Source organism: Pseudaestuariivita rosea, assembly GCF_017592335.1.
Classification (GTDB): Bacteria; Pseudomonadota; Alphaproteobacteria; order Rhodobacterales; family Rhodobacteraceae; genus Parasulfitobacter; species Parasulfitobacter rosea.
In genome coordinates, this window is record NZ_JACNMP010000012.1 from 80,001 (window position 1) to 93,167 (window position 13,167).

Genomic DNA, 13,167 nt, shown 5'->3' on the forward strand with positions numbered 1-13,167 from the left:
CTCATTCATCGGGATCGACCGGCCATTGGGCTGCACCAGCCGCACATGCCGCCGCCGCATCTGACGCGGTTCGGCCACGCCGACCGAATGCGCGATCATCTCGACTTCGCTGATGATGCTTTGGGCGTAACGGGCGACCTTTACATACTTATCTTCGACCACCAGCCCTTTTTGAAAGCGCGGGTCATGGGTGGTGATGCCGGTGGGGCAGGTGTTCTTGTTGCACTTCAGCGCCTGAATACAACCCAGCGCGAACATGAACCCACGGGCCGAGGTCACAAAATCCGCGCCCGCCGCCAGAGCCCAGGCGACATCACCGGGATTGACCAGCTTGCCGCTGGCGACCAGCCTGATCCGATCTTTCAGCCCCGCCGCATCGCGCAGGTTTGTCACCATCGGCAGGGCCTCGCGGATGGGCATGCCCACCAGATCCATCAGCGGCATGGGCGAGGCCCCCGTGCCGCCCTCGCCCCCATCAATCGTGATAAAGTCAGGCGCGCTGTCCGCCCCGCGGTCATTGATCAGCTCAAACAGCTCTTCAAACGGTTCAGCCGCGCCAGCGACGGTTTTAATGCCGACAGGTTTGCCGGTGACCTCTTTCACGTGCGCAATGAAATCCAGCAGGTCGCCGAAATCATCGACTTCGGCATGGCGATTGGGCGACAGACTGTCGGCGCCGGGGATGATACCGCGAATTTCGGCAATCTCGGGCGTGATCTTGGCGGCGGGCAGGATGCCGCCCTTACCGGGTTTCGCCCCCTGGGCCAGCTTGATTTCGAACATCCTGACCTGATCATGTACCGCGATCTGGCGCAGCTTGTCATCGGACAACGTGCCATCGGCGTTCCGCACACCGTATTTCGCCGTGCCAATCTGAAAAACGATGTCGGCGCCGCCTTCCAAGTGAAAGGGTGACAAGCCGCCCTCGCCCGTGTTCATCCAGATGCCCGTCTCTTTCGCGCCGCGGCTCAGCGCCAGAACGGCAGGCCGGGAAATAGCACCATAACTCATCCCCGAGATATGAAAGATCGACGTCGCCACATAAGGCACCCGCGCATCGGGTCCGATCACCATCGGCTCGGTCGAGGCGAACTGATCGTCCAGCGGCGGAAAGGCGGCATTCACAAATAAAGGCGTGCCCACCGCATCGATGTTCCGGGTCGACCCAAAGGCAATTGTGTTGCCTGCCCCTTCGCCTGCACGCTTGACCCATTCGCGTTGCGCGCGGTTGAACGGCAATTCCTCACGATCCATCGCAAAGAAATACTGACGGAAAAATTCACCCAGTTTCGAAAACAGCTCGCGGAAGCGGCCGATCACCGGATAATTGCGGCGAATGGCGTCGTGGGTCTGCGTCCGGTCGATGATGAATAAGACCGCGGCGACCGCAAAAAAGACGCCGATGATAAAGACAAACCCAAGTGCCAGCGCCTGCAGGGCATAGCCTGCGAATTCCATGAAAAACATACTGCCCCTCGTGATTGATCGACCCCTGCCGCACCTTAGAAACGGATCGCGGATTTTCACAGCAGATAAACTGCAGTGACATATTTGTGATTGGAAAGGCGAAATTGCCATGGCTTAGGCAGCCTGGCCCTTTCGTCAAGCACACTCGGCGGGAATCCCCGCAGAACCAAACATGATCTCACCCCGTATGAGTTTTGATGCCAACAAGGCATTCGCTCAGTAAAAAAGGGAGACATCAATATGTTTCGCAAAACACTTATTGGCCTGACAGCCGCCGCCGCACTGGCAACATCAGCCTTCGCTATGGGGGAAAAAGATATCGTAGACACAGCCGCCGACGCTGGCAGCTTTTCAACCCTGCTGGCCGCTGCAGAAGCCGCTGGTCTGGTTGAAACACTGAAGGGCGAAGGCCCATTCACCGTGTTTGCCCCAACCGATGAAGCCTTTGCAGCGCTGCCCGAGGGCACTGTCGAAAGCCTGCTGCAGCCTGAAAACCAGGAACAGCTGGCCGCGATCCTGACATACCACGTTGTGCCAGGCCGTGTAATGTCGACCGATCTGTCGAACAACATGGAAGCCACGACCGTTCAGGGCAGCGACGTGACCATCATGACCGAAGGCGGCGTGACGGTCGAACAAGCCAATGTCGTGACGGCCGATATTGAGGCATCAAACGGTGTGATCCACGTCATCGATGCTGTGATCCTGCCACAATAAGTCGGGAACAAATCGACGATAGGCGCGTTACCACAACGCGCCTATTTTATTAATTGGGAATGAGGGGAAACTCATGAAAAGACGTACAACACTGAAATCCATCGCGGCCGTTGCAGCACTGACCATCGTGACAGCCTGCGCACCTGCGTCACGCGATTCAAACGACATCGTCGACATTGCGGCGGGCGATGATCGCTTCTCGACTCTGGTCGCCGCCGTACAGGCCGCCGATCTGGTCGATACACTGAAAAGCGATGGTCCATTCACCGTCTTCGCACCCACAAACGAAGCTTTCGCCGCGCTGCCTCCGGGCACGTTGGAATCACTGCTTGAACCTGAAAACAAAGATCAGTTGGTCGCTATCCTGACCTATCACGTGGCCCCGGGTGTCGCCAGTTCCAGCGACCTGGCAGGTCGCCGCACACGTGTGCTGACAGCCAATGGTCAGTTCGTACCCATCGACGGCCGTCACGGAGTCGTCGTTGACGGCGCAAACGTCATCATCCCGGACATCATCGCCAGCAACGGCATCATTCACGCCATCGATCAGGTGATTTTGCCGGATTAATGCGTGACCTTGTAATATAACTCGAAATGAAAAAGGCCCCTGCAACAGGGGCCTTTCGCGTTTTTAATGAGCTGTTGGAATATAAAGATCATAGGGCAGCGCCGGCTCGAGGGTGGCGCAAACGCGCCGCCCTGGGGGGCGGGTCGGCGCGGCCCGGTGGTTCCCACCGGGCGGCTTCGCTTCTGCAAGGTAGTGTTATAGGTTCAGATCGATACCTTAGTGAATAACAGCGTCGCCCGGCGCAGGCCTATTGGATGTGGCCAGCCGATCGCCCACGATCAGCCCGTCCGCCCCCGCGGAAACGGTAACGGTATCACCATCAACGACATCCCCAGCCAGCAGCATCTCGGCCAGTTGGTCCTGCAGTGCCCGTTGGATCACGCGTTTCAGCGGGCGGGCGCCGAAGACGGGGTCATAGCCTTCGTCCGCCAGCCATTTATGCGCGCCCTCGTCCAATTCCAGCTCGATCTTGCGGGCGGCCAAGCGTTTGCGCAGGCGGGCCAGTTGGATATCGACAATACCGTCCATATCGGCGCGGGCCAGACGGTCGAAGATGATCGTCTCATCCAGACGGTTCAGGAACTCGGGCCGGAAATGCGCACGAACGGCGTCCATCACATCGCGCTTCGCGTCCGAACTATCAGCCCCGTCCGGCAGTTGGCTTAACGCCTGAGCGCCAAGGTTCGACGTCAGAACGATCAGCGTCTGCTTGAAGTCCACCGTGCGGCCCTGACCATCGGTCAGCACACCGTCATCCAGAACCTGCAACAGCACGTTGAACACATCCGGGTGGGCCTTTTCGACCTCGTCAAACAGGACAACCTGATAGGGCCTGCGCCGCACGGCCTCGGTCAGCACACCACCTTCGTCATAACCGACATATCCGGGGGGCGCCCCGATCAGACGGGCGACGGCGTGTTTTTCCATGAACTCGGACATATCAATGCGCACCATCGCGCTGTCGTCGTCGAACAGATACTCGGCTACAGCCTTGGTCAGCTCGGTCTTACCGACACCGGTCGGCCCTAGGAACAGAAAGCTGCCCAGGGGGCGATTTTCGTCGTTCAACCCCGCCCGCGCCCGGCGGACCGCATTTGCCACAGCCGTCACCGCCTGTTTCTGGCCGATCACCCGCTTGCCGATTTCGTCTTCCATCCGCAGCAGCTTTTCACGCTCGCCCTCCAGCATCTTGCTGGTGGGGATACCTGTCCAGCGTTCAACCACACTGGCGATCTGTTCAGGGCGCACGGCCTCTTCGACCATCACGTCGGTCTCGGAATTCTCGACCTCGACCAGTTTCTTTTCAAGGTCCGGAATAACGCCATAAGACAGCTTACCGGCCGTTTCCAATTTGCCTTCACGCTTGGCGATGTCCAGCTCGGCGCGGGCGCGATCAAGCTGTTCTTTCAACGCGCGGGCGCCTTCCAGCTTGTCCCGTTCCGACTGCCACTGCGCCGTCATTTCAGCTGATTTCTGTTGCAAGTCCGACAGCTCTTTTTCCAGCGTCTCAAGCCGGTCCGCACTGGCGGCGTCATCTTCCAGACGCAGTGCTTCAGCCTCAATCTGCTTTTGCAGGATTTCCCGGTCCAGCGCATCCAGTTCTTCAGGCTTGCTGTCAACCTCCATCCGCAGACGGCTGGCGGCTTCGTCCACCAGATCAATCGCCTTATCGGGCAGGAAACGATCGGTGATATAGCGATGGCTGAGCGTCGCAGCGGCCACCAACGCCGAGTCACTGATCCGCACGCCATGGTGCAATTCGTACTTTTCCTTGATTCCACGTAGGATGGACACGGTATCCTCAACCGTTGGTTCGGCCACCATCACCGGCTGGAATCGCCGCGCAAGGGCTGCGTCTTTTTCCACGTGCTTGCGGTATTCATCCAAGGTGGTCGCGCCCACACAGTGCAGTTCACCCCGCGCCAAAGCGGGTTTCAGCAGGTTCGAGGCATCCATCGCCCCATCCGCCTTACCGGCCCCGACCAACGTGTGCATTTCGTCGATAAACAAAATGATCTCACCCGCAGCCGAGATCACTTCGGACAGGATCGCTTTCAGGCGTTCTTCAAACTCACCCCGGTACTTCGCACCAGCGATCAGCGCACCCATGTCCAGCGCCATCAGCTTTTTATTCCGCAGCGATTCCGGCACATCACCATTAATGATCCGCAGCGCCAAACCTTCGGCAATCGCGGTTTTCCCCACGCCGGGTTCGCCGATCAGAACCGGGTTGTTCTTGGTGCGACGGCTAAGAACCTGCATCGTGCGGCGGATCTCCTCATCCCGGCCGATGATCGGATCGATTTTGCCCTCCTCGGCGGCCTCGGTCAGGTCACGCGCGTATTTCTTCAGCGCATCATAGCCTTCCTCGGCGCTTGCCGTATCAGCAGTACGACCCTTGCGGATGTCGTTGATCGCAGCATTCAGCGCCTGGGCATTCACAGCACCTGCGTCCAAAGCATCCTTTGCCTTGGATTTCACCATGCTCAGCGCCATCAGAATGCGTTCCACTGGAACAAAACTGTCGCCGGCTTTTTTGGCAACCTTCTCGGCCTCGTCCAGAACCTTGGCGGTGGTGTTGTCCAGATAAACCTGCCCCGCATCGCCGCTGACCTTGGGCTGTTTCGCCAGCGCGGCCTCGACCGCCTCGACCACACGGGTTGGCGCGCCGCCTGCGCGTTTGATCAGGTTGCTGGCCAGCCCCTGATCGTCATCCATCAAGGCTTTCAACAGGTGTTCGGGCGCCAGCCTTTGGTGACTTTCCCGCATTGCGATCGTTTGTGCGGCCTGAATAAAACCGCGTGACCGTTCGGTGAACTTCTCTAAGTTCATCGTATCTCTCCTTCCGTTAAGCGCCCGTTTTGATCAATGCCTGCTTTGCAGCACATCTGGTTTGGGCCTTACGGGTCAGATGGATATGCCATTTGCCAAATTCAAGATTTCCGGGCAAAGGGGGCGGGGATTTTTGGAAAGGGACAGGATATGAGCGATGACCGCCTAATCGTGGCGCTGGATGTGCCGGACGCCCTAAGCGGATTGCAGATGGCTGAACGGATCGGCGATGCGGTGTCGTTTTACAAGATCGGGCTGGGGATGCTGACGGGCGGCGGGCTGGCGCTGGCCAATGAGCTGAAACAGGATCACGGCAAACGCATCTTTCTGGATATGAAGCTGTTTGATATCGGCGCCACGGTAGAAGCCGCAGTGCGCGGGCTGGCGCAATTTGATCTGGATTTTCTGACGGTCCACGGCGACCCGCATGTGGTCCGCGCCGCGCAAGAGGGCAAAGGCGGCAAGGACCTGAAAATCCTGGCGGTGACGATCCTGACGTCGCTCGACCGCGCGGACCTGGACTCAAGCTGCCTGAAAGCGGGATCTGTGCAAGATCTGGTACTGGAACGCGCCGCCAAGGCGTTTGAAGCCGGGGCTGACGGTGTGATCGCTTCCCCGCAAGAGGCCGCCTTGATCCGCGCCCTGCCCGAAGCTGATGGTAAACTGATCGTCACGCCAGGTGTGCGGCCCGCGGGCGCGGCGCTGGGCGATCAAAAACGTGTGGCGACACCAGCGCAGGCCATTACGGACGGGGCGGATCATATCGTTGTGGGGCGCCCCATATGGCAAGCGCCCGACCCGAAATCCGCCGCACAACAGGTTCTTGCGGAACTGCCCTGACCAACGCCCTTTGCCCCGCATGGCCGGTCCGGCTACAGGGTTGTTGGGTCTGATGATTATAAGAAAGGTGGCGCCACCGTCTTTGGGTTAGTTTTGCCAGAAAGGGGCGCTACTCCCCCGCTTTCAAGTCTCATGCATGATCTTTCAGGCGGCTTGCATGGCGGGTCGTAAATCCGCAACGCAAGTTCTGGAAAACCATTTCCTTAGTCCGACGTCGTGGGATGGGGTTTTATGTCTCAGATGCTAACATCTGGTTGGGGTTGAGTACGGTGGGATTTGAGTATTTTTGCCAAGAAGAAGGGTTAGGGCCGTCTCGGAAACGCTCTGGAGAGCGTTTCAGGCCCGAACAGGCAGAGCCCAGTCACTCCATTCCTTCTTCTTGGATTAAATACTCCGGGGTGTGGGGCAGAGCCCCACTTGCTAAAGACCGCTTTTCAGGGTTCGTTTGCATTCGCGGGGCGGGCGACCTTCGTGGCTGTAAGCCGACACGCCGCATATGCTGCAGCGATATTCGTCAAAGCTGCCTTTCCCGCGCCCGACCGCTTGCCAGCGACAGCGCTTGCCGCGCAAAAGCTGTGTATTGGACCGGATTACAGCCCAATAGCGCCAGATCAAAAACGCGGTAATTGCACCAAGGATCAGAACAAGGGGCATTGGTCAGTCGTTGATATCTGTTTCCCAGATCTTGACCTGACCCTTTTTCAGCTTGAACGTCTTTTTCAGCAAAATCCAGGCGGCCAGTGACACCAGGGCAAAGATTACCAGCATCCATGGCACGGTTCCACCGACCAGGGCTGGTCCGCCGATCGCCAAAAGCAGCGCTACAACAGCCGCCCCAATAGCGAAGCCCAGCAAAACAAATGCGGGGGCCACGACCTCAAGAATTGCCATGATCAGCGCGGCCGAGGCCCAGACCCACCATTGGAAAAGATATTCTGTCATGGCTTACCTTTTAGCATCTTAAAAGCGTCGCCAAAAGCCTCAATGGCATTGGCAGGTAGAACGATGGTCGACTTGCCGGTGCCATTGCCCAGCGCATTCAGTGCCTCGACCTGTTTCAGGGCCACCTGATACTGCGCGGCCTCAAGCCCGTTTTCCTGAATGGCGACGGCGACCACCTGCGTCGCATAGGCTTCGGCGTCAGCCTGAACGCGGCGGGCCTTGGCCGTCTGCTCGGCGGCGTAAAGTTCAGCGTCGGCGTTAAGTTCCACCGCGCGCTTTTTCCCCTCGGCCTCGGTCACCTGGGCACGGCGGGCACGTTCGGCGTTCAGCTGCTGAAGCATCGCTTCGCGCGTGGCCTGATCCAGGTTCACGTCCAGAAGTTCGGCGCGCGTCACCTCGACGCCCCATTCATCCACGGCATTTTCAATCGCCACCTGAATGGATGCAATCAGTTGTGACCTGTTCGATTGCACTTCGTCCAGTTCCATCCGGCCAATTTCAGCACGCACGATACCGGCGACAGTCGTGGCAATGGCCGCATCAATATCGCGAATCCGGTAAACGGTCTTTTCGGGTTCGGTGATCCGGTAAAACACACTTGTTTCGACCTGTACCAACACGTTGTCGGCAGTGATGGCATCCTGGCTCATCGTGGGCAACTGCCGTTCCAGAATGGAAATCTTATGCGCCACGCGGTCCAGAAACGGCACGATAAAGTTGATGCCAGGCCCAAGAACCGACCGCAGCCGCCCGAACCGTTCTACAACATATTTTTCCGACTGCGGCACGATGCGGACGCCCAGAAAAATACAGACGATGACAAAAATGGCGAAAAGTATCAGAACGATGTTTCCGCCTAGAAAATTCAAAATGGTATCTTCAATACTCATTGGGTGCGATCTCCTTAACCTCGCACCCTATATATGGGGCATCACACGGATTTGAAGCGAAACCCTTGTGTGGCGAGGTTTGAGCTTTCGCGCATTGCACTGTGGACACACCCTGCCACAACCTCGGCGGTCGCAGCGCTAAGCGTCCAACCCAGATGCCCATGCCCAGTGTTGTAAAATACGCGTGCATTGCGACCCGCGCCCACACGCGGCATCATGTTGGGCATCATCGGCCGCAGCCCGGCCCAGGGCACAACACTGGCGGTCGAAACATCGGGAAAATGCGTTTCACACCAGCGCACCAGCGGCGCTATCCGATCGGCACGGATATCGCGGTTGATGCCGTTGAATTCGGCCGTGCCCGCAATGCGGAACCGGTCGCGGCCCAGGCGGGATGTCACGATCTTGGCGTCATCATCCAGCAGTGACACCATCGGCGCCGCGTCCTGACTGCGCGTGTCGCGCAGATTGACGGTGATCGAATAGCCCTTGACCGGATAGATGTTGACCCGGTCGCCCAGCTGGCGCGCAAACTGGCGGCTGGCGACACCGGCGGATACGACGATGCCGTCGAATTTCTCGGCCCCCGACGCGCGGGTCACCGTCACCGCGTCATCGCCCGCGACCACGTCTGTCACATCTTCGCCCAGGGCAAAGGTCACACCCTGTTGTTCCAACCACTGCGCCAGACCGACGGTATATTTGTGAATGTCGCCCGTGCTGTCGCTTTCTGTCCAGAAGCCACCGACGATGCCGCCCTTCAGCCGTGGCTCAATCCGGGCCACCTCATCCGGGGTCAGCTCACGCCGGTCCAAGCCGCCTTCGCCCAACAGCTTCGTGACCCGGCGCGCATGGGCCATATCACGGTCTTTCTTGTAGAAATGTAAAATACCGGCGGGCGAAAAATCGAAATCCACCCCCGCCTGTTCGGCCATTTCCATATGCAGCGCGCGCGCCTTGATCGCCAGACGGGTCGTTTCAACCGTATTGGCGCGATATTTCGGGATGTTGGCCAGAAATTCGGTCATCCAGCTGATCTTGTGCCAACTGGGCTTGGGGCTGACCAGCAGCGGCGCATCGGATTGCAGCATCCACTTGATGCCTTTCAGCACGGTGGCCCAGGTGTTCCAAACCTCGGCATTGCTGGCGCTTAACTGACCACCATTGGCGAAACTGGTTTCCATCGCCGCGTATCGGTGCCGGTCATAGACCACCACTTCCATGCCCCGCTGATGCAATTGAAATGCCGTCGTCACGCCGGTAATCCCGGCGCCAATCACTGCAATCCGTGTCATCCTGTCTGCTCCTATGGGCACACCTCATGGCCCATGCCCCCTCCGTCTGTGACCTGAGAGTTTCACCTGCACCCCGCCGTTCAGGGCCCAAGGCTTGCTCCTTCGGTGCGCCTTGCGGCGGCTCTTCGGAGTGTTGCAGCCCCACCGGTCCCTGGTGCCTGAGAGTTTACCGGGGCGGTTGCTCCTTCGGCGGCGCGATGCGCTCTCTCCCGGTGTGGCTGTTTCCTATCGGAAACTTGCCATGACGCAGGGTCAAAAATCAAATGAAATTCGTGCATGATTTATATGAATGCCACAGCATGCCGCTTTTTTATTCACATTCGTGAACAATCGCATTTATATCGGGCCAATGAATTCAATAGGGGGATTAATATGCGATTTATACGGTACGGCATCAAAGGTCAGGAAAAGCCGGGGTTATTGGAAGAAAACGGGACGATCCGGGATTTGACCCCGAAGTTTGACGATATCACGCCCGATAATTTTCAGGACCTTATGGCGGTTGATCCGTCGATCTACCCCGAGGCCGGGCTGCCCGATCGTGTCGGCGTGCCCTATACCGGCATCGGCAAGATCATCTGCATAGGTCTGAATTATCACGCCCATGCGGCGGAAACGGGCAAGCAGGCGCCGCGTGAACCGATTGTTTTCATGAAGGCCACATCGGCCCTGAACGGCCCCAATGATCCCATTCGCCTACCCCGCGGATCGCAGAAAACCGATTGGGAGGCCGAGCTGGGCGTCGTCATCGGGCGCGAGGCGAAATATGTATCCGAAAATCAGGCGCTGGATCATGTCTTTGGCTATGTGGCCATGAACGATGTGTCCGAACGCCACTTTCAGGCTGAACGCGGCGGGCAATGGACCAAGGGCAAAAGCTGCGACACCTTCGCGCCGGTTGGGCCATGGCTGGTGACGCGCGATGAAATCCCCGATCCGCAGGCGATTCAGTTGACCATGTCCGTCAACGGCCAGATGCGTCAGAACGGATCGACGTCCGATATGATCTTCAGCGTGGCGCATATCATCAGCTATCTCAGCCAGATGATGCGGCTGGAACCCGGTGATCTGATCGCGACGGGAACGCCCGCGGGTGTCGCCGCCGGTATGAAGCCGCCGCAGTTCCTGAAACCCGGCGATACGCTTGAGATGACCGCCGAAGGGCTGGGCATGCAGCGGTCAACGATTGAGCAGGATAGCTAAACAAGGGGGCGACCGTCCGCGGGTCGGTCGCGTCCCATTGTTTTTGAATTCTAACCTTTTGCCAAAACCTCAAGATCCGCCAGCACCGCATCGGCGACCTCGATCCGGGTCCTTGCACGCTTCTCAAACCGCCCCGCCCCCGGCAGTCTTGCACCCTCTTGCGCCTCAATCGCGCTGATCAGCCGTTCCAGTGTCGCGGCAAAACCACCACCCGACCCGGCATCGGGATTGATCGCGATAATCGTCTGCCCCAGCCCCGGCGGATCGCCTTTGTCGTCAAACAGGCTCGATGCCTCGCCCGCCAGATTGGCACCTGTCAAAGCCGCCGCCATCACCTCAACCATCAGGGCCAGCGCGGCCCCTTTTGCACCGCCTGCGGGCACCATCGTTCCGGCCATGGCTGCGTCAGGATCCGTCGTTGGCCGACCTTCGGCATCCAGCGCGATGCCTTCGGGGATCGGTTCGCCCTTGCGTTTGGCGGCCATGATCTTGCCCCGCGCCACAGCAGACAGCGACAGATCAATGACCAAGGGTGCTGTCCCGTCACGGGGTGCGGCAAAGGCGATGGGGTTCGTCCCAAATACCGGCATCCGCCCACCCCATGGCGCCATCGCGCCGGGTGTATTGGCCACCATCAGCGCGACCAGCCCGGCCTCGGCCAGACGTTCGACGTGCGGGCCCAACTGCCCGGCGTGATGGGACCGAAAAATCGTGGCATAGGCGATGCCCTGATCCAGCGCGGCGGGGCCAAGTGCTGCAATCGCCGCATCAATCGCGGGATAGGCAAAGCCGTGGCCTGCATCCACGCGAATGGCGCCGGGGGCGGTATGGTAAACCTGAGGCACAGCACGCCCATCCACCTTGCCCGCACGAACCTGGGCCGTATAGCTGGGCATCCGGCTTAGCCCATGGCCCGCCTGCCCATCCAGTTCCGCCGCGACCAGCGCCTGCGCCACACGTGCGGCCGTTACGGGCAGAGCACCCGCACGTTCAAACGCCTGTGTGGCCAGCGCCGTTAACTGCTCTACCGTTCTGATCTGCGGCATTTATCCTCCAATTAAAATGGGCAATTAATTATGATCTAATGAAACCGCCCGGTGGGTACCACCGGGCCGCGCCGACCCGCCCCGTCACGCCAAAGGCGTGCTTGCAGCACGACGGCGGCGCGATTGCGCCACCCTCGGGCCGGCGAGGCCCTCTGTTTAATGACTGTTGATACGGAACCTAACCTTAAGCCGAACGATAAAGCTTTGTCATCGAGAACTCGACATGGCCCAGCGCCTCGGCCGCGGTGGCGCGTCCGTTTGCCGTCCGTTCAATCATCTCGATCAGGGCATCACCGGCCTGATCAATCGTTATCTCGCGGCTCAGCACGCCCGTTACGTCCACATCGATGTGTTCCGACATCGTGCGCAGCGTCCGCGGGTTGCCCGAGATTTTGATCACCGGGACAATCGGGTTACCCACGACATTGCCCTGACCAGTCGGGAACGTATGGATCACATAGCCCGCCGCCGCCATCAGCGTCACACATTCCGCCGCGGCCGAAGACGTATCCATGAAGTACAGCCCCGGCCCCTTTTGCGGTGCCTCGGCCGGACCCATCGCATCGATGTATTTGCACTCACGCCCGATCTTTTCCAGGTTGCCCAGTGCCTTTTCCTCGATCGTGGTCAAACCACCCAGAATGTTGCCCTTGGTCGGCTGGCTGTCGGACAGGTCCGAGGTCTTGAACGGCTCAATGACCTCATCCTGATAGGCCTGGAAGATCTTCATGAACTTCTCGCCCGCCTCAGGCGTCGCCGCGCGCTTTTCGCAGATATGCTCGGCGCCCGTGATCTCGGACGTTTCACCAAAGCAGCCATAAATGCCATGCGGGATCAGCTTGTCATACATATTCCCGACCGTCGGGCAGGAGCTAAGCCCCGTCGTCGTGTCACTTTCCCCGCACTTCGTCGAAATCCACAGATCCGTCACCGGGCAGGGCTCTTTTTGCAGCTCACTCGCCCAATGCACGAACTCTTTCGCCTTCCAGCTGGCCGCGCGGATCGTCTCAAAATCGCCCTTCTGCTCAATCGAAAACTCGGCCACAGGCTTGCCCGTTTCGCGGATGCCATCAGCAATCACCTTCGTCCACTCAGGCTCAATCCCGATCACCACAACAGCGGCCACATTCGGGTTCGACCCGGTGCCGATCATCGTGCGGAAATGCAGCTCAAGATCCTCGCCAAACTGCAACCGACCATAAGCATGTGGGATCGCCATCGTGCCCTTGACGTTATTCGCCACAGCCTCACACGCGGCATTCGAAATATCGTCCACGGGCAAAATCACCACATGGTTGCGCACACCCACGCGCCCGTTCTCGCGGCGCCAGGCATTGACCGTACGGTTCGTGAAATCCAGTGCCATC

The 13,167-nt window shown here is 59.0% G+C and carries 12 protein-coding genes and 1 riboswitch (1 of these 13 cut by a window edge); of the genes, 4 read left to right on the plus strand and 8 right to left on the minus strand.

The features are described 5' to 3' along the window. Positions 1–1,458: the 5' portion of an FMN-binding glutamate synthase family protein gene (locus tag H7848_RS10245; protein WP_208350914.1), read on the minus strand. It extends 36 nt beyond the left edge of the window; 1,458 of the gene's 1,494 nt are visible here — the first part of the coding sequence; the start codon lies at positions 1,456–1,458; the stop codon falls past the left edge of the window. A 249-nt stretch (positions 1,459–1,707) separates the two neighbouring features. Between H7848_RS10245 and H7848_RS10250 the strand changes: the two genes are divergently transcribed. After that, the gene (locus H7848_RS10250) at positions 1,708–2,184 is read left to right on the plus strand and encodes a fasciclin domain-containing protein (protein WP_208350829.1); all 477 of its coding nucleotides are present in this window, start codon (positions 1,708–1,710) and stop codon (positions 2,182–2,184) included. A gap of 73 nt (positions 2,185–2,257) precedes the next feature. Beyond that, the gene (locus H7848_RS10255) at positions 2,258–2,752 is read left to right on the plus strand and encodes a fasciclin domain-containing protein (protein WP_208350832.1); all 495 of its coding nucleotides are present in this window, start codon (positions 2,258–2,260) and stop codon (positions 2,750–2,752) included. Between the two features lie 216 nt (positions 2,753–2,968). On the opposite strand, the gene clpB is transcribed toward H7848_RS10255, so the two are convergent. After that, a complete protein-coding gene (gene clpB / locus H7848_RS10260; RefSeq protein ID WP_208350835.1) occupies positions 2,969–5,584 on the minus strand; it encodes an ATP-dependent chaperone ClpB in 2,616 nt (871 codons plus the stop codon). 150 nt (positions 5,585–5,734) lie between these two features. Here clpB and pyrF point away from each other — a divergent pair, with 150 nt between their 5' ends. Beyond that, positions 5,735–6,424, plus strand: a complete 690-nt coding sequence (pyrF, locus tag H7848_RS10265; RefSeq protein WP_208350842.1) for an orotidine-5'-phosphate decarboxylase — start codon at positions 5,735–5,737, stop codon at positions 6,422–6,424. A 420-nt stretch (positions 6,425–6,844) separates the two neighbouring features. Here pyrF and H7848_RS10270 read toward each other — a convergent pair whose 3' ends face one another. Genes H7848_RS10270 through H7848_RS10285 form a run of 4 tightly spaced genes read right to left on the minus strand, consistent with a single transcriptional unit; the run spans position 6,845 to position 9,551 of the window. Further along, on the minus strand, positions 6,845–7,078 hold the full coding sequence (locus H7848_RS10270; protein ID WP_208350846.1) for a hypothetical protein: 234 nt from the start codon (positions 7,076–7,078) through the stop codon (positions 6,845–6,847). Between the two features lie 3 nt (positions 7,079–7,081). After that, positions 7,082–7,366, minus strand: coding sequence for an NfeD family protein (locus tag H7848_RS10275; protein WP_208350848.1), 285 nt, complete (start codon positions 7,364–7,366; stop codon positions 7,082–7,084). Beyond that, entirely contained in the window at positions 7,363–8,256 is an 894-nt protein-coding gene (locus H7848_RS10280; RefSeq protein WP_208350850.1) for an SPFH domain-containing protein, read from the minus strand. The genes H7848_RS10275 and H7848_RS10280 overlap by 4 nt, the downstream gene beginning before the upstream one ends. A 41-nt stretch (positions 8,257–8,297) precedes the next feature. Further along, positions 8,298–9,551 (minus strand): D-amino acid dehydrogenase, encoded by a 1,254-nt coding sequence (locus H7848_RS10285; RefSeq protein ID WP_208350852.1) that lies wholly within the window; start codon positions 9,549–9,551, stop codon positions 8,298–8,300. Between the two features lie 135 nt (positions 9,552–9,686). Beyond that, positions 9,687–9,773, minus strand: a riboswitch (glycine riboswitch). Between the two features lie 150 nt (positions 9,774–9,923). On the opposite strand from H7848_RS10285, the gene H7848_RS10290 reads away from it, so the two are divergent. Continuing rightward, positions 9,924–10,754 (plus strand): fumarylacetoacetate hydrolase family protein, encoded by an 831-nt coding sequence (locus H7848_RS10290; protein WP_208350854.1) that lies wholly within the window; start codon positions 9,924–9,926, stop codon positions 10,752–10,754. A 50-nt stretch (positions 10,755–10,804) separates the two neighbouring features. Here the strand turns inward: H7848_RS10290 and H7848_RS10295 are convergent, their stop codons facing one another. Further along, a complete protein-coding gene (locus H7848_RS10295) occupies positions 10,805–11,800 on the minus strand; it encodes an Ldh family oxidoreductase (RefSeq protein ID WP_208350856.1) in 996 nt (331 codons plus the stop codon). Between the two features lie 184 nt (positions 11,801–11,984). Beyond that, positions 11,985–13,166: a UxaA family hydrolase gene (locus H7848_RS10300; protein WP_208350858.1), complete on the minus strand. Its 1,182-nt coding sequence runs from the start codon at positions 13,164–13,166 to the stop codon at positions 11,985–11,987. Between the last annotated feature and the right edge of the window lies 1 nt (position 13,167).